Below are 26,102 nucleotides of genomic sequence, written 5' to 3' on the forward strand. Positions count from 1 at the left end.
CGCACATCCTTTCGGTCGCACCAGATGAGTCAAGCGCCGGGTCAGGCGCGCTTCAGTACCAGTGTCAGGATATCGTAACTCGCCACCAGCTCGTCGCGCTGGTTGGTGACCTGCACATCCCACGCCACCACGCCTTGTCCCCTGCCCTGCTCGTCGGTGCGGTTGCGATCGACCTTGCGCTTGCAGGTCAGGCGCGCGCGGATGGTGTCGCCGATCGCCACCGGCGCCACGAAGCGCAGGTTGTCCAGGCCGTAGTTGGCCAGCACCGGTCCCGGCGCCGGCGACACGAACAGGCCGGCCGCCGCCGACAGCACGAAGTAACCGTGCGCGATGCGCTGGCCGAACTGCGTGTCCTTGGCCGCGATCTCGTCGAAGTGCATGTAGAAGTAGTCGCCCGAGACGCCGCCAAAATTGACGATGTCGGCTTCGCTCACCGTGCGGCGGTGGGTCAGCAGCGAGTGGCCCATCTCCAGGTCTTCGAAGTAACGGCGGAACGGGTGGATCTCGCTTTCCTTGACGGCGCCGCCACGAACGTATTCGCCCGTCACGGCGCCAAGCATGGTCGGCGAACCCTGCACCGCGGCGCGCTGCAGGAAGTGCTTGACGGCGCGGATGCCGCCCAACTCTTCGCCGCCTCCGGCGCGGCCCGGACCGCCGTGCTTCAGTTGCGGCAGCGGCGAGCCGTGGCCGGTGCTGTCCACGGCCGCCTCGCGGTCCAGGATCAGCACGCGGCCATGCGAGGCCGCCGCCACCGGCACGGCATGGGCGGCGATAGCAGGCTCTTTGGTGGCGAGCGTCGTCACCAGGCTGCCTTTGCCGCGCGCGGCCAGCTCAAGGGCCTCGTCGATGTCGCGGTAAGTCATCAGCGTGCTGACCGGGCCGAAGGCCTCCACGTCGTGCACGGCGTCGTTGTCCATCGCGTGTCGGCACAGCAGCAAGGTAGGCGAGAAGAAGGCGCCGCTGGCGACGTTGTCGCCGACCGGAGTAAAGCCGTCGCGCGCGCTGAACAGGACTTCGTTGCCGCGCGCGAGCAGCTCGACGCGCTCGCTGACGTCGCGGTGCTGGTCCATCGACGCCAGCGCACCCATGCGCACACCCTCCACTTTCGGATTGCCGACCGTGGTCCTGGCCAGGCGTTCGCGCAGGCGTTCGCCGACCGCATCGACCAGCGTTTCCGGCACGATCACGCGGCGGATCGCGGTGCACTTCTGGCCGGCCTTGCCGGTCATCTCGCGCGCCACTTCCTTGACGAACAGGTCGAACTCCGGGTCGTCGGGCGTGACGTCCGGCGCCAGGATCGCGCAGTTCAATGAGTCGGCTTCGGCCGTGAACGGCACCGATGCACGGATCAGGTTCTGGTTCGAACGCAGCCTGGCGGCGGTGTCGGCCGAACCGGTGAAGGTGACGGCGTCGAAGCCGCCGAGGCGATCGAGCAGGTCGCCGGTGCTGCCGATCACGAGCTGCAGCGCGCCGCTTGGTAACAGGTTCGACTCCATCATCATCCTGACCACGGCATGGGTCAGGTAGCTGGTGGCGGTAGCTGGCTTGGCGATGCAGGGCATGGCCGCCAGGAAGCTCGGCGCGAATTTCTCGAGCAGGCCCCAGATCGGGAAGTTGAAGGCATTGATGTGCACCGCCACGCCGCCGCGCGGCACCAGGATGTGGGTGCCGGCGAAGCCGCCGCGCTTGCCCAGCGCCATGGCCGGGCCTTCGTGCAGCACGTTCGACGACGGCAGCTCGCGCGAGCCCATGCTGGCATAGGCGAACAGGGTGCCGATGCCGCCTTCGACGTCGACCCAGCTGTCCTTGCGCGTGGCGCCGGTGAGGTGCGAAATCTCGTACAGTTCTTCCTTGCGCTCCATGAGGTAGAGCGCCAGCGCCTTCAGGCATTGCGCGCGCTTCTGGAAGTCCTGGCTCATCAGGCTCTTGATGCCGGTCTTGCGCGCAAAAGTGAGCGCCTCGTCGAAATCGATCTGCTCGGCGTGCGTGTGATAGATCAGCGCGTTGTCGAGAGCGCTGTGCAGCGCCGTGTGCGCTTCCTGGCCGTGCCAGCGGCCGGCGATCAGGCTTTGTAGTGTCGGGATGTCACCCATGTTCTGTCTCCTCGTTTGTCTCTTCAGGCTTTCGGCTTGTGCATGCCGTCGGCGTCGAATGCGATGCGCTGCCGGTCCGGTTGTACCTCGAGGTCCGCCTCGACTTCGCGCATGGTCTGCAGCGAACGCACGGCCAGTTCCTGGTACTGGCGGGTGCCGAAGCTTTTCCATTTCACGTCTTCATCGGTGAGTTCGCGCATGACCTTCGCGGGCGCTCCCATCACCATCGAACGGGGAGGGATCACCATCCCCGCCTTCACGAAACTCATCGCGGCCACGATCGACTCCTCGCCGACCACCGCCTTGTCCATCACGACGGCATTCATGCCGACCATGGCGTTGCGCTTGACGCGGCAGCCGTGCAGCACGGCGCCGTGGCCGATATGGCCGTCGACCTCGACCACGGTATCTTCGCCCGGGAAGCCATGCATCACGCAGGTGTCCTGCAGGTTGGCGCCTTCTTCCAGGATCAGGCGGCCGAAATCGCCGCGCAGGCTGGCGCAGGGGCCGATGTAGCAGCGCGGGCCGACGATCACGTCGCCGATCAGCACCGCCGACGGGTGCACGTAGGCGGTCGGATGCACGACCGGCCGCACGCCGTCGATTTCATAGACCTTGACCTTGACGTTCTCCATACCTTTTACACGCGTTCCACGATCATCGCGATGCCCTGGCCGACGCCGATGCACATCGTGCACAAGGCGTAGCGTCCGCCGGTGCGGTGCAGCTGGTTCACGGCCGTCATGACCAGGCGCGCGCCGGAGGCCCCCAGCGGGTGGCCGATGGCAATCGCGCCCCCGTTCGGGTTGACGCGGGCGTCATCGTCCGCCAGGCCAAGGTCGCGCGTGACGGCCAGGCCCTGTGCGGCGAAGGCTTCGTTCAGCTCGATCACGTCCATCTGGTCGAGCGTGAGGCCGGTCTGGGCCAGCAGCTTCTTCACGGCCGGCGCCGGGCCGTAGCCCATGATGCGCGGCGCCAGGCCGACGGTGGCCATGCCGACCACGCGGGCGCGCGGGGTCAAGCCGTAGCGGGCGGCGGCTTCGCTTGACGCCAGCAGCAGCGCACAGGCGCCGTCGTTCAGGCTCGAGGCGTTGCCGGCGCTGACCGAACCTTCCGGCATGACCACGCCCTTCAATTTGGCCAGCGCTTCGATGCTGGTGTCGGGGCGCGGCTGCTCGTCGGTGTCGACCACACGCGATTCGCCTTTCTTGCCATGCACCGTCACCGGCACGATCTCGTCCTTGAAGAAGCCTTCTTCATTCGCGCGCGCCCAGCGCTGCTGGCTGCGCAGTGCAAACGCATCCTGGTCGGCGCGGGCGATGCCGAATTCGCGCGCCACGTTCTCGGCGGTCTCGGGCATCGAGTCGATGCCGTACTTCGCCTTCATCGCCGGATTGACGAAGCGCCAGCCCAGGGTCGTGTCCTCGATCTTCGCCGCGCGCGAGAACGCACTATCGGCCTTGCCCATCACGAACGGCGCGCGGGTCATGCTTTCGACACCGCCGGCGATCACGAGTTGCGCTTCGCCGGCCTTGATGGCGCGCGCGGCGGTGCCCACGGCATCCATGCCCGAGCCGCACAGGCGGTTGATGGTGTTGGCCGGCACATCTTGCGGCAGGCCGGCCAGCAGTGCGGCCATGCGGCCGACGTTGCGGTTGTCTTCGCCGGCCTGGTTGGCGCAGCCGTAGAACAGGTCGTCGACCGCCGTCCAGTCGACGTTCTCGTTGCGGGCCATCAGCGCCGCGATCGGCAGCGCGGCAAGATCGTCGGCGCGGATGCTGGACAAGGCGCCGCCGTAGCGGCCGAAGGGGGTGCGGACGGCGTCAACGATAAAGGCGTCGATCATGAAAATCTCCAGTTATGGTTTTGGTCGGCGGTCGACCACGCGCCGGGCCTTGCCGGTCAGGGTGCGCTCGATGCCTTGCGGCGGCAGCAGGGTCACGCGGGTGGTCACGCCGACATAGGTCTTGATGCAGTGCTGGAGATCGCGGCACAGCGCATCCACCGAATCGGTCGGCAAGCTGGCATCGCGCAATTCACCCAGCACTTCGAGCGTGTCGAGATGGCCGTCGCGCGCCACCACCAGCTGGTACTGCGGCGCCAGCGCCGGCATCTTGAGGATCAGTTCCTCGATCTGGCTCGGGAACACGTTCACGCCGCGGATGATCAGCATATCGTCCGAGCGGCCGGTGATGCGGCCCATGCGGCGCATCGCGCGCGAGGTCGGCGGCAGCAAACGGGTCAGGTCGCGCGTGCGGTAACGGATGATCGGCAGCGCTTCCTTGGTAAGCGAGGTGAATACCAATTCTCCCTCTTCGCCGTCCGGCAGCACTTCGCCGGTGTCGGGATCGATGATCTCGGGATAAAAATGGTCTTCCCAGATCACGGGGCCATCCTTGCTCTCGATGCATTCGCTGGCCACGCCAGGGCCCATCACTTCGGACAAGCCATAGATGTCGACCGCATCGATGCCGGCGCGCGTCTCGATTTCGCGCCGCATCGCATCGGTCCACGGCTCGGCGCCGAAGATGCCGACCTTCAGCGACGAGGTGGCGGGGTCGATGCCCTGGCGGGTGAACTCCTCGACGATATTGAGCATGTACGAGGGCGTGACCATGATGATCGATGGCTTGAAGTCGCAGATCAGCTGCACCTGTTTCTCGGTCTGGCCGCCCGACATCGGGATCACGGTGCAGCCCAGGCGCTCGGCGCCGTAGTGGGCGCCCAGGCCGCCGGTGAACAGGCCGTAGCCGTAGGAGATGTGCACCAGGTCGCCCCTGCGCCCGCCGGCGGCGCGGATCGAGCGCGCCACGACGCTGGCCCAGGTGTCGATGTCGTTCTGGGTGTAGCCGACCACGGTCGGCTTGCCGGTGGTGCCGGACGAAGCGTGCACCCGCACCACCTGCTCGCGCGGCACGGCGAACAGGCCGAACGGGTAGTTGTCGCGCAGCGTCTTCTTCTCGGTGAACGGGAATTTGGCCAGGTCGGCCAGGGTCTTCAGGTCGCTCGGGTGCACCCCTGCTTCATCGAAGGCGGCGCGGTAGTGCGGCACGTTCTCGTAGGCGTGCTTGAGCGCCCACTGCAGGCGCTGCAGCTGGAGCGCCTGCAGCTCGTCGCGGCTGGCGCGTTCGATCGGCTCCAGCTCGCCATCAAGCGGAATGCGTTGGACCATCTCGATCTCCTTTATACGTGTTGATTCACGCGTCCATCGGCACCAGGGTGCCGGCGACGCGGTGCGACTTGCCTCGGAACAGCGCGATCGTGCGCCCGTCCTGGTCCGTCACGGCGACGTCGTAGACGCCGGTCTTGCCCTGCAGCGCCTGCTCCCTTGCCTCGGCCTCCAGCACGTCGCCGGGACGGCCGGGCGCGAGGTAGTCGATGGTGCAGCCGGCGCCGACGGTATTGAAATTGTGCGAGTTGCAGGCGAAGGCGAAGGCGCTGTCGGCCAGCATGAAGATGTAGCCGCCGTGGCAGGTGGCGTGGCCGTTGAGCATGTCGTCGCGCACCTTCATCGACATGCGCGCATAGCCGGGGCGGATCTCGAGCAGCTGCATGCCGAGGCCCTGGCTGGCCGGATCGCGTTCGTACATCGTGCGGCCGGCCAGTTCGGCCAGCCGTTGTGCGCTACTAAGCATGAAAACGCGCTCCCTGCGGATTGGCCGCCAGCTTGCGGCGCAGCAGCGGCGACACGCGGTAGCGGTCTTCGCCATAGGTGGCGGCCAGGTTGGCCAGCACGGTGACGACCTGGCGCAAGCCGATCGTGTCGGCCCAGGCCAGCGGGCCGCGTGGATAGTTCACGCCCTTCTGCATCGCGATGTCGACCGCGCGGGCGCTGCACACGCCCTGGTTGACGGCGTCGGCCGCCTCGTTGGCCAGCATCGCCACGGTGCGCATCACGGCCATGCCGGGCACGTCGTCCAGGCGCGTCACCGCGAAACCGGCGGCCTGGAACAGCCCGACCGCGGCCTGCCAGGCAGTGTCGCTGCACTGGTCGGCGCGCGCCAGCGCGATGCGGGTGGCTCCCGCGGGGTCGAGCAGCAGGTCGAACAGGATCGTGTCGCGGTGGCCGTCGGCTTCGGCGCGCTCGGTGGCGCTGCGGCCATCGGTGAGGTAGATCGCGGCGCCTTCGCAATACAGGCCGGGCGCGGCCTCGATGACGACCGGCTCGATACCGGCGCCGCGCAGGCGCCCGGCGATCGCATCGATCGCTCCTTGCGCACCGACATAGCGCACTGCCGACGGCTTGCTGCCTGCCGCCTCGGTCTGCGGCGCCGGCTTGGGAACATCGTCGCCATAGCGGTAGAAGCCGCGCCCCGTCTTGCGCCCCAGGAAGCCGGCGCTGACGAGTTCCTGCTGCAGGATCGACGGCGTGAAGCGCGGGTCGTTGTAATAGGCGGCGAACACCGAGTTGGTGACCGAGAAGTTGACGTCGTGGCCGATCAGGTCCATCAGCTCGAAAGGCCCCATGCGGAAACCGCCGCAGTCGCGCATCACGGCGTCCAGCGTCGCCACGTCGGCGGCCTGCTCGAGCAGCAGGCGCAGGGCTTCGGCGTAATACGGCCGGGCCACGCGGTTGACGATGAAGCCGGGCGTGGATTTCGCATGCACCGGGCTCTTGCCCCAGCTTTCGGCGGTGGCGTGGACGACGTTCGCGACCTCGCGGTCGGTTGCCAGGCCACTGATCACTTCCACCAGCGCCATGAGCGGCACCGGGTTAAAGAAATGCATGCCGACCAGGCGCTCGGGGTGCTTCAACTGCGCGCCGATGGACGTGACCGAGATCGACGAGGTATTGGTTGCCAGGATGCAGTGCGGTCCGACGATGCCTTCGAGTTCGGCGAACAGGGCTCGCTTGGCGTCCAGGTTCTCGACGATGGCCTCGATCACGAGGACGGCGCCGGCGGCTTCGTGCAATGACGCGATGCGCTTGAGGCGTTCGCGCGCCAGGTCGGATTCGACCGCGCCCATGCGGCCCTTCTCGACCAGCTTCGCATAGGTCTTGCCGATCTCAAGGATGGCCTTGTCGGCGGCGTCAGGCCGGGTATCGAACAGCAGGACCTGGTGGCCGGCGGTGGCCGCGACTTGCGCGATGCCGGCGCCCATGGCGCCGCTGCCGATCACCGCGACGGTGCTGCCTGGAGGGATGGCATGCATGCTCACTCTCCCTTGAAGTGCGGCGTGCGCTTGGCCATGAAGGCGGCCACGCCTTCGCGGTAGTCGTGGCTGTAGCCCAGTTCGCGCATCATGCCGGCCTCCAGCTGCAATTGATCTTCGAGCGAGTTGGCGTAGCTGGCCTGGAAGGCTTTCTTGGTGAAGGCGAGCCCCTTCGTCGGCGCGGCGGCGAAGTGTTCGGCCATCGCCAGCGCCTCGTCCATCAGGGCTTCGTCGGGCACGCAGCGCCAGATCAGCCCCCATTCCTCGGCTTTTTCGGCGCTGAGTTTTTCGCCCAGCATGGCCAGGCCCACGGCGCGCGCATGGCCGATCAGGCGCGGCAGGTGCCAGGTGCCGCCGGTGTCGGGGATCAGGCCCAGCTTGCTGAAGGCTTCGATGAAGCTGGCCGATTTGGCGGCCAGCACGATGTCGCAGGCCAGCGCCAGGTTGGCGCCGGCGCCGGCGGCCACGCCATTGACGGCGCAGATGACCGGCATCGGCAGGTTCTTCAGGGTGAGCACCAGCGGGGCGTAGAACTTCTCGACCGATTCGCCCAGGTCGACGCTGGGGGCGCCCGGGTCGACGGCCCGGTCGGACAGGTCCTGGCCGGCGCAAAAGCCGCGGCCGGCGCCGGTCAGGACCAGCACGCGGACCGATCTGTCGGCCTGTACTTTGCTCAGGGCGTCGCGCACTTCGAGGTGCATGGCCTGGGTGAAGCTGTTCAGGCGGTCGGGCCGGCTCAAGGTCAGCAGCGCGATGCCGTTCTCGATCTTGAACGTGATCGATTCATAGCTCATGGTTGTCTCCGTTATCAGGTTCTTATTCGTGGATATCGAAATCGACCACCACCTTGTCGGTGACCGGAAAGCTCTGGCAGCTCAGCACGAAGCCGCGCGCCACTTCGTAATCCTCGAGCGCGTAGTTCACGTCCATTTCGACTTCGCCGTCGAGCACCTTGCAGCGGCAGGTCGAGCACACGCCGCCCTTGCATGAGTAGCGCATGTCCAGCCCGGCGCGCAGGCCCGCGTCCAGCAGCGATTCCTTGTCCTTGTCCATTGTGAAGCTGGCGGCGTTGCCGTCCATGATCACGGTCACTTCAGTCAGGTTTCGTGCTGCCGATTCGACCGAACGCGGCTTGCGCTCACGCGTCGGCGCGCTGGCGGCGAACAGTTCGATGCGGATCTGCTCCTTCGGCAGGCCGGCTTGCTGCAGCGCGCGCGAGACGCCATGCATCATGTCTTCCGGGCCGCAGATGAAGGCGACGTCGATGTCCTTGATATCGATCCAGTGGCGCAGGAACTGGCTGCACTTGTCTTCGGTGATGCGGCCGTTGAACAGCTCGATGTCCTGCTGCTCGCGGCTCATCACGTACACCAGGCGGAGGCGCCCCATGTACTGGTCCTTCAGGTCGGTCAATTCGTCGCGGAAGATCACGCTCGACGAGGCGCGGTTGCCGTAGACGATGGTGAAGCGGCTCTCGGGCTCGGCCTGCAGCGTGGTCTTGACGATCGACAGGATCGGCGTGATGCCGCTGCCGGCGGCGAAGGCCAGGTAGTGGCGGCTGCTCGCCGCGTCGAGCGGCACGTTGAAGTTGCCGCTGGGCGGCATCACGTCCAGCGTGGCGCCGGGCTGCAGGCTGTCGTTGGCCCAGCCCGAAAACAGGCCGCCGCTGCAGCGCTTGATCGCCACCCGCAGCTGCGCGTCCTGCACGGCCGAGCAGATCGAGTACGAGCGGCGCACGTCTTCGCCATCGATGGTCGTGCGCAGGGTCAGGTACTGGCCCTGGCGGTAGGCAAAGGTGTCCTTCAGCTCGGGCGGGACGTCGAAGGTGACGGCGATGGCGTCGCGCGTCTCGTGCTTCACCTTCGATACGGTCAGTGGATAGAACTTGCTCATGCTGGCCTCAGTGGCATTTGAAGTAGTCGAACGGCTCGCGGCAGTCGAGGCACTTGTACAGCGCCTTGCACGGGGTCGAGCCGAATTCGCTGGTCAGTTGGGTGTGGGGCGAGCCGCAGTGCGGGCAGGCGACGTCGGGCGCGGCGCGGCGGCGGATGCCGGCGTGCAGGCCGCTGATGTCGATCGCCTGCTGCACCGGCGGCGCGATGCCGTAGCCTTTCAGGGCGGCCTTGCCGGCCGCGCTCATCCAGTCGGTGGTCCAGGCGGGCGACAGGCGGCTCTCGATGCGGACATCCTCGATGCCATGTGCGCGCAGGGCCTCGCTGACCGATTCCGAGATCACCCCCATCGCCGGGCAGCCGGAGTAGGTCGGCGTGATCGTGACCACGCATGCCTCACCCTCCAGGCGCACGTCGCGCACGATGCCGAGGTCGACCACCGAGATGACCGGGATCTCCGGATCGGCAACCTCGCCGAGCCAGTCCCACACCTGATCGACCGAGACGGCCAGAAAGGTCATTACCAGGCCGCTCCAGGATAGGCACGCTGCAGGAACTGCATCTCGGCCAGGATGAAGCCGAGGCGTTCGCTGTGGCGGCCCTGCTTGCCGCCGCGCTGCATCCAGGCGTCCGGCGACGGCATCGTCAGGGTGGCGTCGGCGAAGACCTCGGCCATGTGGTCGAGGGACTGCTTGCGGAGCAGCTCCACCGCCGGGGCCACGCCCTGCTCCACCATCGCATTGTCGATCTCGTCGTAGAGGAACATCTCGCCGCTGTACATCCACAGCTCGTCGAGCGCCGTCTGCATCATGGCGCGGCTCTTGTCGGTGCCGTCGCCCAGGCGCACCACCAGGTCGCCGCTGCGGCGCAGGTGGTAAGTGACTTCCTTGATCGACTTGGCGGCGATCTCGCGGATACGCTCGTCGCTCGAGCGGGTCAACCCGTCCATCAGGAAGTAGTGCCAGGTGTCGAACAGGAATTGGCGCGTCAGGGTATCGGCATAGCTGCCGTTGGGCTGCTCGACCAGCAGGCAGTTGCGGTAGTCGTGAGCGTCGCGCAGGAAGGCCAGGCGGTCTTCGTCGCGGCCCTTGCCTTCGAGCTCGCCCGCATACGTCAGCCACATGCGCGTCTGGCCCAGCAGGTCGAGAGCGACGTTGGACAGGGCCATGTCTTCTTCGAGCGCGGGGCCCTTGCCGACCAGCTGGCACAGCTGCTGGGACAGGATCAGGGCGTTGTCGCCCTGGCGCAGCAGGTACTGGAATTTGGCGTCCACGAATTTGTCCACGTCGAGGCTCACAGGTTCTTGACTTCTTCCGGCATCGGGAAGAAGGTCGGGTGGCGGTAAACCTTGCTGTTGGCCGGCTCGAACAGCGACTCCTTGTCGGAAGGGCTGCTGGCGACGATGTCGGCGGCGCGCACGACCCAGATCGAGACGCCTTCGTTGCGGCGGGTGTAGACGTCGCGTGCGTTGTTGATCGCCATTTCGGCGTCAGGGGCGTGCAGGCTGCCGACGTGTTTGTGGGCGAGGCCGTGCTGGCTGCGGATGAAGACTTCCCACAGGGGCCATTCTTTGCTCATGATGTGTCTCCGTTATTGCGGTGCGCCGGCGTGGATTGAACGGGTGTTTTTATGCGGCGGCTTTTTTGGCGGCTTGCTTGTCGGCGTGGGCGACCAGGGCGTCGCGGAACCATTCGCCGTCGTCCCAGGCTTTGACACGCGTGCGCAGGCGCTCGCGGTTGCAGGGGCCGTTGCCCTTCAGGACGTTGTGGAACTCGGACCAGTCGATCTCGCCGAAATCGTAGGAGCCGCGCTCCTCGTTCCATTTGAGGTCGGGATCGGGAATCGTCAGGCCCAGGTATTCGGCCTGCGGAACGGTCTGGTCGACCATGCACTGGCGCAGTTCGTCATTCGAGAACAGCTTGATGCGCCAAGCCGTCGATTGCGCGCTGTTGACCGATTCGGCGTCGGACGGGCCGAACATCATCAAGGAAGGCCACCACCAGCGGTTGAGCGCGTCCTGGGCCATCGCCTTCTGCTCCGGCGTGCCTTTGGCCAGCGCCATCATGATGTCGTAGCCCTGGCGCGCGTGGAAGGATTCTTCCTTGCAGACGCGGACCATGGCGCGCGCATACGGGCCATACGAGCAGCGGCACAGCGGGATCTGGTTGATGATGGCCGAGCCGTCGACCAGCCAGCCGATCGCGCCCATGTCGGCCCAGCTCAGCGTCGGATAGTTGAAGATGCTCGAATACTTGGCCTTGCCGGCGTGCAGGGCCGCCAGCAGCTCGTCGCGCGAGACGCCCAGCGTCTCGGCGGCGCTGTACAGGTACAGGCCGTGGCCGGCCTCGTCCTGGATCTTGGCCAGCAGGACCGACTTGCGCTGCAGGGTCGGCGCGCGCGTCACCCAGTTGCCCTCCGGGAGCTGGCCAACGATCTCGGAATGCGCGTGCTGCGATATCTGGCGGATCAGCGTCTTGCGGTACGCTTCCGGCATCCAGTCCTTCGGTTCGATCTTGATCCCGGCGTCGATGCGCGCCTGGAACGCCTGCTCTTCGGCGCTCATGTCCTGTTCTGTGCGGACTTTCTTGAGGCCGGTCTCCACCATCTGTGCGTACATAACTTCCCCCGTGGTTCTCTACAATTGCAAACCCGTCCAAATCATAATACGATACAAAAAACTTGATGTACACAATAATTTTGAATCATATCGCAGCACGAAAAATTGACCGCAATCATGAAACGACTGTCCAGCACTGAGTGGATCGCCCACGACCTGGCCCTCGATCCGCCGCGCCACAAGTCGCTGGTGGTGACCGTGTGCGGCGACACGATCGCCCCGCACGGCGGCGCCTTCTGGCTGGGCAGCATGATCGAGCTGGTGGGTCCGCTCGGCGTCGGCGACCGGCTGGTGCGCACCAGCGTGTTCCGCCTGGTGCAGGAAGGCTGGCTGACGGCCAGCCGCGAAGGCCGGCGCAGCCGCTATGCGATCGAGCCGAAGGCGCTGCCCCGCTTCGAGCGCGCCAACCGCCGCATCTATTCGGCGCCGGGGCTGGACTGGGACGGCCGCTGGACCTTCGTGCTGGCGCCGCATGGCAAGAGCAGCAGCATCGACAGCGAGCTGCGCACCCTGCTGCGCAAGGAACTCGAGTGGGAAGGTTTCGCAATGCTGGCGACGGGGGTGATGGCGCATCCGGCGCCCGAGCGCGACACGCTGCGCGAGATCCTGGCGCGTGCGGACGCCACCGACAAGGTCTTCGTGTGCCAGGTCGACGAGCTGCCCGGCATGGGATCGCGCCCGCTGCCCGAGCTGGTGGGCGACTGCTGGAATCTCGACGCGGTGGTGAGCGCCTATCGTGGCTTCATCGACCGTTTCGCGCCGCTGCCCGACATGCTGGGCAAGGGCGACGTGACGCCCGAGCATGCGTTCGCCATCCGCACCCTGCTGATCCACGCCTACCGCCGGGTACAGCTGCACGACCCGATGCTGCCGCTGGCGCTGCTGCCGCAGCCCTGGCCGGGGACCGACGCCTATGCGCTGGCGCGCGAGATCTACCGCCTGTGCCACGCGCGCGCCGAGGAGCACGTGCTGGCCATGCTGCGCAAGGAGGACGCGGCGACGCCGGACGCCGACGCCGCCTATCACGGTCGCTTCGGCGGCCTGGAAGGATGAATCAGGCCTTGCTGGCCACGGTGAAGCGCGCGCGCAGATGGCGCGGCTGTTCGATCTCGTCGGCAATCGCGAGCGCCAGGTCGGCCACCGCGATGCCGGCCGGCTTGTCGCCGTCCATCAGCAAGTCGTCGCCGCCGACACGATAGCCGCCGGTAGCCTCGCCCTGCCCCAGCATCGCGGGCGGGCTGAGGAAGGTCCAGTCCAGCGCCGTGCTGGCGCGCAGCGCATTCAACGCATCGCGCGCCGCCTGCGCGCCCGGCACGATATTGGGCGGCACGTGATCGAGGAATGCCGGCGTGTCGACCAGTTGCACGCCGGGCGCCACGAACAGGCTGCCGGCGCCGCCGACCACCAGCAGGCGCCGCACGCCGCCAGCTTCCACGCCACGCTCGATGGCCGCGCTGCCGCGCATGAAGTTGTCGTACAGGGCGGGATCGTTCCAGCCTGGATTGAAGGCCGAGACCACGGCGTCGTGACCGCGCACGGCTGCGGCGACGGCATCGGCGTCATAGGCGTCGGCCACCGTGACGGTCAAGCCGGGCTGCGGCGCCAGGCGCGACGGATCGCGCACCAGCGCGGTGACCCGGTGACCGCGTTGCAGGAGGGTGGACAGGACGGCGGCGCCGACGAAACCGGTGGCGCCGATCAGGGCGATGTTCATGCGTGACTCCAATGATGTGTTCGAGCTGACCACGATACCGGCTTCACGATATGGCGATAAGATGGGCAAAATCACTATCACCTTGAAGCCAGGCTTACAAATGGATGACCTGAAACCCTATGCAGTCTTCGCCGAGACAGTCTCGAGCGGCTCGATGAGCGCCGCCGCGCGCCGGCTGGGCATGAGCCCGTCCGGCGTCAGCCAGACCATCCGCTCGCTCGAACGGCAGGCCGGCGTCACATTGCTGCACCGCTCGACGCGCAAGCTGACCCTGACCGAGGCCGGCGCGCGCTGCTATCCGCACTGCCTGCGCCTCTTGGCGGCAGCCAATGCCGCCAACGATTCGCTGCTGCATGCGCGCGACGCGCCGAGCGGCGAGCTGCGGGTGGCGGCGCCGGTGGGCTTTGGCCTGCACATCGCGCCGGCCCTGGCGCCGGTGTTGGCCGCCTGGCCGCAGCTGCGCCTGCGGCTGCTGGTCGACGACGCCATGATCGACCTGATCGACGCCCGCATCGACATCGCCCTGCGCGCCGGCCGCCTGCCCGATTCGGGCTGGATCGCGCGCCGCCTGTGCCAGTTCGACGTCGTCGTATGCGCGGCGCCGGCCTATATCGAACGCCACGGCATGCCGGACACGCCGCAGGCGCTGCCGGACCATCACTGGCTGGGGTCGATGCGCCAGGCGACCGAGGCGAAGGGCGACGAAGAAGCGCCGTCCATGGAGCTCGACCTGCGGCAGGGGGAGCAGCGCGAGCACGTACGTGTCGGCGTGCGCATCGTCAGCAACAACCAGCTCTCGCTGCAGCAGATGTGCGAACAGGGCATGGGCCTTGCGCTGCTGGGCCACGCCGACGTGCATCCCGCGCTGGAACGCGGGCTTCTCGTGCGCGTGCTCCCGCACTGGCAGTTGCCGACGTTGCCGGTGGCGGCCATGACGCCCCGGCGCGACGGCGATCCGGCCAAGGTGAAAGTGGCGCTGGACGCCTTGCAGCGCCACTTCGCCGCCCTCCCCGGCGCGAGACCCGCCTAGCGAGGCGTACCGGCGAGGGGATTATCGAAAACGGGTATCATCGATGCTTCAACGTACCTTCCCAACACAGGACAACACCATGTCTATCAAGATCAGCAGCCAATTCGACGCTGGCGCCATCGAGGTCGTGAACGCCACCAGCGCCAACGCCATCGACCTGAACATCCGCAAGGACTCGCACGCCGACATCATCCAGTGGTTCTACTTCCGCCTGCAGGGCGCGCAGGGCCAAGCCTGCTCCATCCGCCTGCTCAACGCCGGCAAGGCCGCCTATCCGGCCGGCTGGGAAGGCTACCAGGCGATGGCGAGCTACGACCGCGTCAACTGGTTCCGCGTGCCGACCACCTTCGATGGCCAGGTGCTCACCATCGAGCACACCCCGGGCATGGACAGCGTCTACTACGCCTACTTCGAGCCGTATTCGTGGGAACGCCACCTGGAGCTGCTGGACCGCGCCCAGATGTCGGAAAACGTGCGCATGCTCGACCTGGGCTCGACCGTCGACGGCCGCGACCTGAACATGCTGGTGATCGGCGAACCGGCCGAGGGCAAGAAGAAGGTGTGGGTGATCGCGCGCCAGCACCCGGGCGAGACGATGGCCGAATGGTTCGTCGAGGGCATGCTCGACGCGCTGCTGGATCCGGCCCACCCGTTCGGCCGCCAGTTGCTGAAGGAATCGGTGTTCTACGTGGTGCCGAACATGAACCCGGACGGCTCGGTGCGCGGCAACCTGCGCACCAATGCGGCCGGCGCCAACCTGAACCGCGAATGGCTCAATCCGACCATGGAGCGCAGCCCCGAGGTGTTCCTGGTCCTGAAGAAGATGCACGAGACCGGCGTCGACCTGTGCCTGGACGTGCACGGCGACGAAGGCCTGCCCTACGTGTTCGTGGCCGGCAGCGAATCGCTGCCGAACTTCACCCAGGAGCAAGGCGCGGCGCAAGACCGCTTCATCGCCGACTTCAAGATCGCCAGCCCGGACTTCCAGGACGTGCACGGCTACGGCGCCACGCCGTACACCGAAGAGACCCTGACCATGGGTTCGCCGCACATCACCCACGCCTTCGGCTGCCTGTCGCTCACGCTCGAACTGCCGTTCAAGGACAATGCCAACGACCCGGATCCGCAAGTCGGCTGGGACGGCGCACGCAGTGCGCGCCTGGGCGCCTCGGTGCTGCAGCCGGTGCTGAACGCGATCCGCGCAGTCAAATAAGCAGTCCCATATGCCGCCAGCATAATCCACAGACGGTCGTATTTACTTGTAGACATAGTGTAAATATTCAGCGATAGTGGCGCGATCAAAATCGTGCCCATTCGCAATGACTATTTCCAAGTTGACCTCGCTTCAAACAGTTTCTGCCGCCAGCACGGCGCCGCTCACGCTCAACGGTACCGAGAAGGATGACCGGCTGTCCGGCAGCGATGGCGACGATCGCCTCTACGGCCACGGCGGCAACGATACGCTCACTGGCGGCGGTGGTGACGACACGCTCGAAGGTGGGAGCGGCAACGACGATCTGGACGGCGGCAGCGGCCACAATACACTGCTCGGGGGCGATGGCAACGACGAGCTGTTCAACGGTTATGGCGCCACCGGCCTCGTCGATGGCGGTGATGGCGACGACACGCTATACGGTCATAACAGTTCCGAACTTCGTGGTGGCAACGGCAAGGATGAGATTCACGTCTTCCTGAGCAGCGATGCCGCGGGCGTGGTCGATGGCGGCGCCGGCGACGACCGGCTGTTCCTGAAATTCGATTGGGCTCCCCTCGGCCGGCTTTCCGTGCGCGGCGGCGCCGGCGCGGACACCTATGTGCTGGCTCCCGATCGATCGGTCTCGGGCGCCGACGTGGACATCCGCGTGCTCGATTTCACGACAGGCGCCGGCGGCGACGTGATCGACGTGCGGAACATGCTGTCGCCCGAGCGCGAGGGCAATCCCTTCACCCAGGGTGTCCTGCGCCTGCTTGCCGACGGCGCCGACACCTTGCTGCAATTTAAAAACGAGGACGGAACCTACCGCACGCTGCTGCAACTGGAAGGCGTCGCTCCAGCCCAGCTTACTGCAGATAATTTTACTGGCCGCATAGATCCCGCTGGCAGCACGACGGGGCTGACCTTGACCGGCACCGAGCGCGTCGACTTCCTGACCGGCAGCGTGCTGAACGACACGATCAGCGGCCTGGGCGGCAACGACCAACTCTCCGGCGAGGGTGGTGACGACGTCCTGGACGGCGGCGCCGGCGACGACACCCTGTACGGCGATCGCGGCAGTGACCAGTTGCGGGGCGGCGACGGCAACGACCGTCTGATCGATGCTCCGGCCGACGCCGGCGACAACCTGCTCGACGGCGGCACGGGCGACGATGACCTGCAAAGCTGGTCAACCGGCGTGAACACGCTCGACGGCGGCACCGGCAACGACATCCTGACGGGCGGCAACGGCAACGACACCCTGCGCGGCGGCGATGGCCGCGATGAGCTGGTGGCGACGAGCGAGAACAACCGCGCCGCACGCAAGGTCAGCCTGGCCGGTGGCGCCGGCGACGACCTGCTGGTGATCGACATGCAGCAGGATGCCGCGCTCATCGACGTCAGGGGCGACGGCGGCGCCGACCTGTTCGAGATCGTGCGTGGCCACAGCGGCCTGCGCATCCACGACTTCCGGCAGTCCGAAGGCGACACCCTGGACCTGAGCGCGCTCTATCGGCACGACGTCGCCGGCAACCCCTTCGGCACGAACGGTTTCCTGCGCATGGTGCAGGCTGGCGCCGACGTCCAGCTGTGGATCGACCGCGATGGCCCGGCCGGTAGCGCGCAGGCGCCGGTGCTGGGGGCGACCCTGGTCGGCACCGCACTGTCGTCGCTGTCGGCCGCAGCCATCGTGGGCGGGCTCGATCCCCACGGCGGCGCACTGGGAAGCGTCATCGACGGCACCCCGGGCGACGACCGCCTGAACGGCACGCTGCTGGACGACACGATCCGTGGGCACGGCGGCATCGACCTGATTTCCGGCGGGTCGGGCAATGACATGCTCGATGGCGGTGACGGCAACGATTTGCTGTGGGGCGACAGCGGCAACGACACCCTGGACGGCGGCACGGGCGGCGACTTCCTCGGCGGCGGCGACGGCAACGACACGCTGCTTGGCAATACGGGCAACGACACCCTGGACGGCGGCGCCGGCAACGACCGGCTCATCGGCGGCGACGGCGACGACCTCCTGACGGACATGGAAGGCAACGACGTTCTCGAGGGCGGCGACGGCGACGACACCATCAACGCCGGCATCGGCAATGCGCAGGACCAGTCGGGTACGACGGTCGACGGCGGCGCCGGGAACGACAAGATCGAAGTCGTGATCAACATCGCTTCCGTCAAGGGCGGCAGCGGGAACGACATCATTCGCGTGGTCGATCCCAGTCGCTTCCATCTTCCGGCATCGCAGCCGCTGCTGGTCGATGCCGGCGCCGGCGACGACCATATCCACCTGCTCGGCATGATCGGACGCCCGGTGACCGCGACCGGCGGCGCCGGGATCGATACCTGGCACCTCGGCAAACAGACACTGGCCCAGTGGCTGACGATCACCGATTTCACTCCCGGCGCCGGCGGCGACGTCATCGACGTCTACGGATTGTTCGACATCGCGCCGAGCGGCAACCCGTTCGGTGAATCCGCCCGATTGAAACTGGTGCAACGCGGCGCCGACACGATGCTGCAGTTCAGGCCCTTGGAATTCGACACGGCGACCGGCTGGGTCGATTTGATACGGTTGAAGGGCACGCTGCTCTCCAGCCTCACAGCCGCCAATTTCGGCGGCGCCGATCCGGGTGGGGCAGCCAAGGGGAGCGAGCTGGTCGGTACTGACAAGGCCGATGATCTGGGTGGAACCGAGCTCGACGATACGATACGTGGCGGCGCGGGCGACGACATCCTGTCCGGCCGCGGTGGCGCCGACGTGCTGTATGGCGACGCAGGCAACGACACGCTGTGGGGAGGCGCCGGCGCCGACCGGCTGTATGGAGGAGACGGCGACGACCACCTGGAAGACAGCGATGGCGGCAGCCTGCTCGATGGCGGCGAAGGCAACGACTGGCTGGCGGTAGGCGGCTCGGAATCCAGCACGCTGCTCGGCGGCGCCGGAAACGACGAGCTGCTGGCGCACGGCGGCAGCCACACGCTCGACGGCGGCGCCGGCGACGACAAGCTCACCCTCAACAGCAAGGACAGCGACGATCGCACCGCCACCGGCGCCACGACCGCCACCGTCCGCGGCGGCGACGGCGACGACACGATCAAGCTCAGGCTGCAGGGCTGGACCCATGTGAATGCCGAAGGCGGCGCCGGGCGCGACACCTTCGACCTGGGCGGCAGGTTCGGGGCGGCCAAGCTCACCATCAGCGACTTCAAGCCCGGCGCGGCCGGCGACCTGCTGGCCTTGTCCGCCTTGAGCAACAAGCAGGGCGATCCGTTCGCGAGCGGCGCCGTGCGCCTGGTCCAGAGCGGCGCCGACACGCTGGTCGAGGTCGACATCGGCTTCAACGGCAACCCGAACTTCCAGACCGCGATCCGCCTGATCGGCGTCGCGGCGACCACGCTCACGGCCGACAATATCGTCGAGGGATACAAGCCCATCGTCGGTAACGCGGCGCCGGGGCAAGGCCCGTTACCGGGAACCGTTACACCCACTCCCGGCGACGACACGCTCATCGGCAGTGCGGGCCAGGATCGCCTCGATGGCGGCGCCGGCAACGATACGCTCGTCGGCGGCGCTGGCGACGATGCCCTGGTTGGCGGCAGTGGGCTCGACAGCGCGGTCTATTCCGGCGCGCGTTCGCATTACGCCATCACCATCGGCGCCGACGGCATCCAGGTCGTCGACCGGCGCGGCGCGGGCGGAGACGGCAGCGATACGCTCACCGGCGTCGAGCGGCTCGCTTTTTCCGACGTCACGCTGGCATTCGACTCCGATGGCGCCGCAGGCCAGGCCTACCGGCTGTACCGGGCTGCCTTCGACCGCGCGCCCGACCTGGCCGGACTGGGTTACTGGATCGGGCGCCTCGACGACAAGGCGTCGCTGGAAGGCGTGGCAGCCGGCTTTGCCGCATCCGCAGAGTTCATCGACATGTATGGTCACGGTATCTCGAATGCCGAGATCGTGCTGCGCCTGTACCGCAACATCCTGGATCGCGAGCCGGATGCCGGCGGCCACGCCTTCTGGGTCGACGTGCTCGACAGCAAGCGTGCCGGACTCGAGGTCGTGCTGGCGGAATTCAGCGAAAGCGCGGAGAACCGCGATGCGGTCGTGGAACTGATCGCCAACGGGATTCCGTTCACGCCATACGGAGGCTGACACGCGCGCTTCAGATCGCCACGCCAAGCCGGCGATCCAGCGCGAAGCGCCCACTGCCGCGCACCGCGATGTACAAGGCGAGAAAGCCCATCAGGAAGGGGAACTCGATGCCGCGGTCGATCCACGGCCAGGTGGGGCCGAGCGCATAGCAGATGCCGACCATCTGCAGGGCGATCAGGAGCGCGACCGGCCTGGCCCACAATCCCAGCGCCAGCATCAGCGCGCCGCCAGTCTCGAGGAGCATGACGAGGAAGGCCAGTTGCGGCGCGAACGGCAAGCCCATCACGTCCTGGATCAGCCGGGTCGAGCCGGCCATCGGATCGGCCATCGACCCGTGCAAGATGCCCAGCGCCTTGGGCAGGCCGTGGGTGAACATGACGATGCCGAAGGCGAGGCGCAGCAGGGCGTAGAGGGCGGGTTCGGCGCGTCGGTAGAGCGCGTCCAGCTGCGGAAGCAGAAGGCGTTCGCGCGCCGCAGGTGGACTGGTTTCATGATGGATTGTTTGCATCGCTGGTCCTTGCGCGTGGTGGAAGACCGGCTCATCTTGCCGGCGCACGCTGCAGCGATAAAGATGCTGAAACCGGATTGTTAATTCACTATCGATCAACAATCCGGGGCTGGCCAACATCAGAGTTCGACGCCCAGGTGGGTCTTGACCCACGCGTTCGCATCCTCGCTGCTGTCGAAATGCAGGGTTGCGATCGCGGTTTTATCGGACGCCAGGAAAGTGGCATATACCTTGCGGCTGTCCGCGCCGGCCGAGCTGAGCAGGTCGGATTGCGGAGCCAGCTCGACGGTGGCCACCAGGTCGAGATTGAGCAGCACCGTCTTAGGGCTGCTTTCCTTGTCGATGCGGACGAATCGGCCCATGGCGCTCTCCTCCTTCAGTTACCGGCCACGACCATCTTCTCGATCAGGATCGAGCCGGTGGTCTTGTTGCCGCGTACGAGGGTATCGTTACCGACGGCAACGATTTGCTGGAACATCTCACGCATATTGCCGGCGATGGTGATCTCTTCGACCGGATACTGGATGACGCCGTTCTCGACCCAGTAGCCCGACGCGCCGCGCGAATAGTCGCCGGTCACGTAGTTGACGCCCTGGCCCATCAGCTCGGTGACCAGGAGGCCGGTGCCGAGTTTACGCAGCATGCCTTCGAAATCGTCGCTGCGGCGGGTGTCCTTGGAGACGATCTCGAGATTGTGCGATCCGCCGGCATTGCCGGTGGTCTGCATGCCCAGCTTGCGCGCCGAATACGAGGACAGGAAGTACCCCTGCAGCACACCATCGGCGATCACCTTGCGGCGCACGGTCTTGACGCCCTCTTCGTCGAATGGGGCCGAGCCGACCGCGCCGATCAGGTGCGGGTCTTCGACGATCTGGATGTGCGACGGGAAGACCTGCTTGCCGAGCGTATCGAGCAGGAAGGTCGACTTGCGGTACAGCGCGCCGCCCGACACGGCTTGCACGAAGGCGCCCAGCAGGCCGGCCGCCAGCGGCGCTTCGAACAGCACCGGGCAGGTGCGGGTATTGAGCTTGCGTGCGTTCAGGCGCGCCAGCGCGCGTTCGGCGGCGTAGCGGCCCACTTTCTCGGGCTTGGCCAGTTCCTTGGGATTGCGCGACGAGGTGTACCAGTCGTCGCGCTGCATTTGATTGCCCTTGCCGGCGATCGGCGCCACCGAGATCGTGTGGCGCGAGAACGGATAGCCGCCGATGAAGCCGCGCGAATTGGCGCCGACGAAATGCGATTGCTGCACGTACACGCTGGCGCCTTCGCTGTTGGTGATGCGCTTGTCGACCTCGAAGGCGGCGTTTTCGCAGCGCTTGGCCAGCTCCACCGCTTCTTCGGTGCCGATCTGCCATGGGTAGAACAGGCGCAGGTCGCGCGGTGCAAGCTCGAGGAGATCGGCATCGGGCAGGCCGGCGCAATCGTCCTCGGCGGTGAAACGGGCGATATTGGCCGCCGCCTCCACGGTCGCCTTGAGCGAGGCCACCGAGAAATCGGAGGTGCTGGCATTGCCGCGGCGCTGGCCCACGTAGACGGTGACGCCCAGGCCCTTGTCCTTGTTTTGCTCGATCGTCTCGATGTTGCCTTTACGCACAGAAACCGACAAACCGCTCCCTTCGCTGATCTCGACCGAGGCGTCGGTCGCGCCCTGCTCGCGGGCGAACGCCAGCACGTCGCGCGCCAGCTGTTTGAGCTGATCCTGGGTGTGGGTAAAAGCGTTGTCGTTCATAGGTGTTTTTCGTGGCAGGCCCTAAAACAGTTATCATAGCAGCCGTTTACAGTTTTCACTGATCGGCCCCGCGCCAATCAAATCCATTCATATCATGCCTAATCCAAATCGCGGCTCCGTCGGCTTCCAGTCGAACGAGTTCGAACCCGAATACGACCGTCCGTCCAAGTCGGAACTAAAGCGCCAGTCGAACGAGCTGCAAAAGCTCGGCGAGCAACTGGTCGACGCGCCGCGCGACCGCGTCAAGCGCGTACCGATGCCGGACGACGTGCGCGATGTCATCCTCGAAACCCAGACCATCACCAACCACGAAGGCCGCCGCCGCGCCCTGCAATTCGTGGGCAAGAAGATGCGCACCCTGGACGAGGAAGAAGTCGCCGCCATCCAGCGCGCCATCGACAGCTGGAAAGGCGCCTCGAAGTCCGAGACCGCCGCCCTGCACGCGCTCGAGCGCCGCCGCGAGAAGCTCCTTGGCGACGACAAGGCCCTGACCGTCCTGCTCGAAGAAAATCCCGAGCTCGACGTCCAGCACCTGCGCACCCTGATCCGCAACGCGCGCAAGGAAGTGGCCGAATCCAAGCCGCCGAAGGCCTACCGCGAGATCTTCCAGATCCTGAAAGACCTGAGCAAGAAGAAGAAAGCCGACGCCGAAGAAGAGACCAACGATGACGAGTCAGACGACGAATGATCAGGAACTGGTGATCGGCCTGGTGTCGGTCTCCGACCGCGCCAGCGGTGGCGTCTACGAAGACAAGGGCATTCCGGCGCTGAACGAGTGGCTGGCGGGGGCGATCACCACGCCGTTTCGTGTCGAGACCCGTTTGATCCCCGACGACCGCGCCAATATCGAAGCGACCCTGGTCGAACTGGTCGATACCGCGCGCTGCCACCTGGTGCTGACCACCGGCGGCACCGGTCCGGCGCGGCGCGACGTCACGCCCGAGGCCACGCTGGCCGTCGCCACCAAGGAAATGCCCGGCTTCGGCGAGCAGATGCGCCAGATCAGCCTGCGCTTCGTGCCGACCGCGATCCTGTCGCGCCAGACTGCCGTTATCCGCGAAACTGCGGACCATGCGGCCCTGATCATGAACCTGCCGGGCCAGCCGAAATCGATCAAGGAAACCCTCGAGGGATTGAAGGACGACGCCGGCGCTACGATCGTCGGCGGCATCTTCGCGGCCGTCCCCTACTGCATCGACCTGATCGGCGGCCCGTACATGGAAACCAATCCGGCGGTGAGCAAGACTTTCCGCCCCAAATCGGCATTGCGTCCGCCTGTCGCCTAATTGAAGGAAGCCATGAGCCAGCTGCTTGAGAATATCGAGATCGAAACCGCACCGAACCCGGAAATCGCCATCGTCTGGCTGCACGGCCTGGGCGCCGACGGCAACGACTTCGTGCCGATCGTGCGCGAACTGGACTTGTCGGGCCTGCCCGGCATCCGCTTCGTGTTCCCGCATGCGAACACGATGCCGGTGACGATCAACGGCGGCTACGTGATGCGCTCCTGGTACGACATCGTCGCCACCGACCTGGTGCGGCGCGAAGACGAAGCCGGCCTGCGCGCTTCGCAGCTGCAGGTCGAGGCGCTGATCGCGCGCGAAAAGGCGCGCGGCATCCCGGCTTCGCGCATCATCCTGGCCGGCTTCTCGCAAGGCTGCGCGATGACCCTGCAGACCGGCCTGCGCCACCCGGAACCGCTGGCCGGCATGATGTGCCTGTCGGGCTACCTGCCGCTGGCGGGCGTGGCCGGCGCCGAGCGCAATGAAGCCAGCCTGTCCACGCCGATCTTCATGGCGCACGGCGTGCAGGATCCGGTGGTGCCGTTCGCGCGCGCGGAAGATTCGCGCAAGGTGCTCGAATCGCTCGGCTACCAGGTCGAGTGGCATGCCTACCAGATGCAGCACACGCTGTGCCTGGAAGAGGTGCAGGATATTGCGAAGTGGATTCGCAAAGTTATCTCGTAAGTTCGTAGGGTTGGCCTCGGCGGCCCCGCGCTATGCCGCCAACCCTACCGCTGCATCCACGGCTTCCGCCAACCGCGACACGATCTCCGACAAATCCGCCGGCGTCGCAATGAACGGCGGCGCCAGCAGCACATGGTCGCCGTGCTGCCCATCGATCGTTCCCCCCATCGGATAGACCAGCAAGCCGCGCGCCATCGCCTCGGCCTTGATCGCCGCATGCAGCTTGCGCTCGGGCGCGAACGGTTCCTTGGTTTCCCTGTCCTTGACGAACTCCAGCGCCAGCAGCAGCCCGCGTCCGCGGATGTCGCCGACATGCTCGTGCATTCCGAACACGTCGCCCAGCATGCGGCGCAGCACCGCGCCGCGGCTGCGCACCCGCGCCAGCAGGTCGTCGCGCTCGATCACCTGCTGCACCGCCAGCGCCGCGGCGGCCGCCACCGGATGGCCGATATAGGTGTGCCCGTGCTGGAACATGCCGCTGCGGCTGCGCAGGCATTCGACGATTCGCCAGTGCGCCAGCACCGCGCCGATCGGCTGGTAGCCGGCGCCCAGGCCCTTGGCCACGGCCACGATGTCGGGCGCCACGCCGTCCTGCTCGATCGCATACATGGTGCCGGTGCGGCCCATGCCGCACATGACTTCGTCGGCGATGAACAGGATGCGATGGCGGTCGCAAATGGCGCGCACGCCCTGGAAGTAGCCCGGCGTGGGCGGGATCGCGCCGCCGGTCGCCCCCACCACCGGCTCGGCCACGAAGGCGATGATGTTCTCGGGCCCGGCGCGCAGGATGGTCGTCTCCAGTTCATCGAGCAGGCCGGCGGTGTAGTCGTCGACGCTGACGCCGTCGGCGCGGCCGCGGTACTCGTAGCAGGCCGAGACCCGCAGCGCGTCCTTCAATAGCGGGGCGAAGGCGCGCTTTCTCCACTCGTTGCCGCCCACGCCCAGGACGCCCAGCGTATTGCCGTGGTAGCTCTGGCGCCGCGCCAGGAAGCGGGTGCGCTGCGGCTCGCCCATCTCGACCCAGTACTGGCGCGCCAGCTTGAGCGCGGTCTCCATCGCCTCCGAGCCGCCGGAGACGAAGTAGACGCCCCCCATGCCGTCCGGCCCGCCCTCGACCAGGCGCGCGGCCAGCTGCTCGGCCACGTCGGTGGTGAAGAAGGCGGTGTGGGCGTAGGCGCAGCGGTCGATCTGGCGGTGCATGGCGGCGATCACGTCGGGGTGGCCGTGGCCCAGCGACGAGACGGCGGCGCCGCTGCTGGCGTCGATATAGGTCTTGCCGTTGGCGTCGCGAAGCACGATGCCCTCGCCGCCGGCCGCGAGCGGCGGCACCTGGCGCAGGCTGCGGTGGATGATGTGGCTCATGAAAGCTTACCTCCGATCTCCGATAAGGACGACACTTGACGATAAGCGCGGGAGAGCCGGCTTCTTTTGATTTTTAGCGCAGGGCGTGCGAATATTTTCTTGGGATCACTAATGGAACAACACATGAGCGAGCGCCTGGGCCCCATTCCCGACCACGAACTGAACGACGCCCAGCGCGCCGCCGCGCGGGAGATCGCCGCCGGCCCGCGCGGCGCCGTCTACGGCCCCTTCGTTCCGCTGCTGCGCAGCCCCGAGCTCATGAGCCATGCGCAGCGCATGGGCGAGTACCTGCGCTACCGCAGCGCGATCGGGGTGCGCCTGTCGGAACTGGCGATCCTGGTCACGGCGCGCCAGTGGGACCAGCAGGTGGAGTGGGCGATCCATGCGCCGATCGCGGCCCAGGTGGGAATTCCGCCGTCAGTGATCACCGCCATCGCGGCGCGCGAGCGGCCGGGCGACATGCTGGTGGACGAGGCGGTGGTGCACGACTTCTGCGTCGAGCTGCACGAGCACAAGGCGGTGTCGGACCGGGTGTATGCCGACGCGCTCGCGCTGTTCGGCGAGCAGGGCGTGGTCGACCTGATCGGGATCAACGGCTACTACACGCTGCTCGCCATGGTGATGAACACGGCGCGCACCAGCGTGCCCGAGGAGGGCGCGTGGCGCATGCTGGATTGAA

The 26,102-nt window shown here is 66.7% G+C and carries 25 protein-coding genes; 8 read left to right on the forward strand and 17 right to left on the reverse strand.

The features are described from left to right. Positions 1–41 precede the first annotated feature (41 nt). From paaZ to paaA, 12 genes are read right to left on the reverse strand one after another with little or no spacing between them, the layout of a single operon-like run. Positions 42–2,093, reverse strand: coding sequence for a phenylacetic acid degradation bifunctional protein PaaZ (gene paaZ / locus J3U95_RS10425; protein WP_208278546.1), 2,052 nt, complete (start codon positions 2,091–2,093; stop codon positions 42–44). Between the two features lie 23 nt (positions 2,094–2,116). Then, positions 2,117–2,728 (reverse strand): phenylacetic acid degradation protein PaaY, encoded by a 612-nt coding sequence (locus J3U95_RS10430; protein ID WP_208278547.1) that lies wholly within the window; start codon positions 2,726–2,728, stop codon positions 2,117–2,119. Positions 2,729–2,733: 5 nt separating this feature from the next. Beyond that, entirely contained in the window at positions 2,734–3,939 is a 1,206-nt protein-coding gene (gene pcaF, locus J3U95_RS10435; RefSeq protein ID WP_208278548.1) for a 3-oxoadipyl-CoA thiolase, read from the reverse strand. A gap of 12 nt (positions 3,940–3,951) precedes the next feature. Next, positions 3,952–5,265: a phenylacetate--CoA ligase PaaK gene (paaK, locus tag J3U95_RS10440; RefSeq protein WP_208278549.1), complete on the reverse strand. Its 1,314-nt coding sequence runs from the start codon at positions 5,263–5,265 to the stop codon at positions 3,952–3,954. A 25-nt stretch (positions 5,266–5,290) separates the two neighbouring features. Continuing rightward, positions 5,291–5,728, reverse strand: coding sequence for a hydroxyphenylacetyl-CoA thioesterase PaaI (gene paaI / locus J3U95_RS10445; RefSeq protein ID WP_208278550.1), 438 nt, complete (start codon positions 5,726–5,728; stop codon positions 5,291–5,293). Continuing rightward, a complete protein-coding gene (paaH, locus tag J3U95_RS10450; protein WP_208278551.1) occupies positions 5,721–7,247 on the reverse strand; it encodes a 3-hydroxyacyl-CoA dehydrogenase PaaH in 1,527 nt (508 codons plus the stop codon). The genes paaI and paaH overlap by 8 nt, the downstream gene beginning before the upstream one ends. Before the next feature lie 2 nt (positions 7,248–7,249). Then, positions 7,250–8,041 carry a 2-(1,2-epoxy-1,2-dihydrophenyl)acetyl-CoA isomerase PaaG gene (paaG, locus tag J3U95_RS10455; RefSeq protein ID WP_208278552.1) on the reverse strand — a complete coding sequence of 264 codons (792 nt, stop codon included), beginning with the start codon at positions 8,039–8,041 and terminating at the stop codon, positions 7,250–7,252. Positions 8,042–8,063: 22 nt separating this feature from the next. Beyond that, complete coding sequence (gene paaE, locus J3U95_RS10460; protein ID WP_208278553.1) at positions 8,064–9,140, reverse strand: 1,2-phenylacetyl-CoA epoxidase subunit PaaE; 1,077 nt, start codon at positions 9,138–9,140, stop codon at positions 8,064–8,066. 7 nt (positions 9,141–9,147) lie between these two features. Then, positions 9,148–9,660: a 1,2-phenylacetyl-CoA epoxidase subunit PaaD gene (paaD, locus tag J3U95_RS10465; protein WP_208278554.1), complete on the reverse strand. Its 513-nt coding sequence runs from the start codon at positions 9,658–9,660 to the stop codon at positions 9,148–9,150. Then, positions 9,660–10,412, reverse strand: coding sequence for a 1,2-phenylacetyl-CoA epoxidase subunit PaaC (gene paaC, locus J3U95_RS10470; protein WP_208278555.1), 753 nt, complete (start codon positions 10,410–10,412; stop codon positions 9,660–9,662). Before paaC ends, paaD begins: the two co-directional genes overlap by 1 nt. A gap of 20 nt (positions 10,413–10,432) precedes the next feature. Next, positions 10,433–10,717: a 1,2-phenylacetyl-CoA epoxidase subunit PaaB gene (gene paaB / locus J3U95_RS10475; protein ID WP_147933255.1), complete on the reverse strand. Its 285-nt coding sequence runs from the start codon at positions 10,715–10,717 to the stop codon at positions 10,433–10,435. Positions 10,718–10,766: 49 nt separating this feature from the next. Next, on the reverse strand, positions 10,767–11,756 hold the full coding sequence (gene paaA / locus J3U95_RS10480; RefSeq protein ID WP_208278556.1) for a 1,2-phenylacetyl-CoA epoxidase subunit PaaA: 990 nt from the start codon (positions 11,754–11,756) through the stop codon (positions 10,767–10,769). Positions 11,757–11,873: 117 nt separating this feature from the next. Between paaA and paaX the strand changes: the two genes are divergently transcribed. Beyond that, positions 11,874–12,809: a phenylacetic acid degradation operon negative regulatory protein PaaX gene (paaX, locus tag J3U95_RS10485; RefSeq protein WP_208278557.1), complete on the forward strand. Its 936-nt coding sequence runs from the start codon at positions 11,874–11,876 to the stop codon at positions 12,807–12,809. A gap of 1 nt (position 12,810) precedes the next feature. Here paaX and J3U95_RS10490 read toward each other — a convergent pair whose 3' ends face one another. Continuing rightward, positions 12,811–13,470, reverse strand: a complete 660-nt coding sequence (locus tag J3U95_RS10490) for an NAD(P)-dependent oxidoreductase (protein WP_208278558.1) — start codon at positions 13,468–13,470, stop codon at positions 12,811–12,813. Positions 13,471–13,570: 100 nt separating this feature from the next. Here J3U95_RS10490 and J3U95_RS10495 point away from each other — a divergent pair, with 100 nt between their 5' ends. From J3U95_RS10495 to J3U95_RS28630, 3 genes are all read left to right on the forward strand, one after another. Further along, the gene (locus J3U95_RS10495; protein ID WP_208278559.1) at positions 13,571–14,500 is read left to right on the forward strand and encodes a LysR family transcriptional regulator; all 930 of its coding nucleotides are present in this window, start codon (positions 13,571–13,573) and stop codon (positions 14,498–14,500) included. Between the two features lie 79 nt (positions 14,501–14,579). Further along, entirely contained in the window at positions 14,580–15,713 is a 1,134-nt protein-coding gene (locus J3U95_RS10500; RefSeq protein ID WP_208278560.1) for a M14 family metallopeptidase, read from the forward strand. 106 nt (positions 15,714–15,819) lie between these two features. Beyond that, positions 15,820–19,857, forward strand: a complete 4,038-nt coding sequence (locus J3U95_RS28630) for a DUF4214 domain-containing protein (protein WP_307728371.1) — start codon at positions 15,820–15,822, stop codon at positions 19,855–19,857. Between the two features lie 10 nt (positions 19,858–19,867). On the opposite strand, the gene J3U95_RS10535 is transcribed toward J3U95_RS28630, so the two are convergent. The 3 genes from J3U95_RS10535 to pmbA form a co-directional block, all read right to left on the reverse strand. Beyond that, on the reverse strand, positions 19,868–20,365 hold the full coding sequence (locus J3U95_RS10535) for a DoxX family protein (RefSeq protein WP_208278561.1): 498 nt from the start codon (positions 20,363–20,365) through the stop codon (positions 19,868–19,870). A 119-nt stretch (positions 20,366–20,484) separates the two neighbouring features. Then, on the reverse strand, positions 20,485–20,727 hold the full coding sequence (locus tag J3U95_RS10540; protein ID WP_208278562.1) for a hypothetical protein: 243 nt from the start codon (positions 20,725–20,727) through the stop codon (positions 20,485–20,487). Positions 20,728–20,741: 14 nt separating this feature from the next. Continuing rightward, a complete protein-coding gene (pmbA, locus tag J3U95_RS10545; protein WP_208278563.1) occupies positions 20,742–22,094 on the reverse strand; it encodes a metalloprotease PmbA in 1,353 nt (450 codons plus the stop codon). A gap of 94 nt (positions 22,095–22,188) precedes the next feature. On the opposite strand from pmbA, the gene yjgA reads away from it, so the two are divergent. From yjgA to J3U95_RS10560, 3 genes are read left to right on the forward strand one after another with little or no spacing between them, the layout of a single operon-like run. Then, positions 22,189–22,782 carry a ribosome biogenesis factor YjgA gene (gene yjgA / locus J3U95_RS10550; RefSeq protein WP_208278564.1) on the forward strand — a complete coding sequence of 198 codons (594 nt, stop codon included), beginning with the start codon at positions 22,189–22,191 and terminating at the stop codon, positions 22,780–22,782. Further along, positions 22,760–23,380, forward strand: a complete 621-nt coding sequence (gene mog / locus J3U95_RS10555; RefSeq protein WP_208278565.1) for a molybdopterin adenylyltransferase — start codon at positions 22,760–22,762, stop codon at positions 23,378–23,380. Before yjgA ends, mog begins: the two co-directional genes overlap by 23 nt. 12 nt (positions 23,381–23,392) lie before the next feature. Beyond that, a complete protein-coding gene (locus J3U95_RS10560; RefSeq protein WP_208278566.1) occupies positions 23,393–24,061 on the forward strand; it encodes an alpha/beta hydrolase in 669 nt (222 codons plus the stop codon). A 30-nt stretch (positions 24,062–24,091) separates the two neighbouring features. On the opposite strand, the gene J3U95_RS10565 is transcribed toward J3U95_RS10560, so the two are convergent. Then, positions 24,092–25,423: an aspartate aminotransferase family protein gene (locus J3U95_RS10565; RefSeq protein WP_208278567.1), complete on the reverse strand. Its 1,332-nt coding sequence runs from the start codon at positions 25,421–25,423 to the stop codon at positions 24,092–24,094. 123 nt (positions 25,424–25,546) lie between these two features. On the opposite strand from J3U95_RS10565, the gene J3U95_RS10570 reads away from it, so the two are divergent. Further along, the gene (locus J3U95_RS10570; RefSeq protein ID WP_208278568.1) at positions 25,547–26,101 is read left to right on the forward strand and encodes a carboxymuconolactone decarboxylase family protein; all 555 of its coding nucleotides are present in this window, start codon (positions 25,547–25,549) and stop codon (positions 26,099–26,101) included. The last annotated feature ends 1 nt before the right edge of the window (position 26,102 follow it).

The organism is Massilia oculi (assembly GCF_017582745.1).
In the GTDB taxonomy this organism is placed as follows: Bacteria; Pseudomonadota; Gammaproteobacteria; order Burkholderiales; family Burkholderiaceae_D; genus Telluria; species Telluria oculi_A.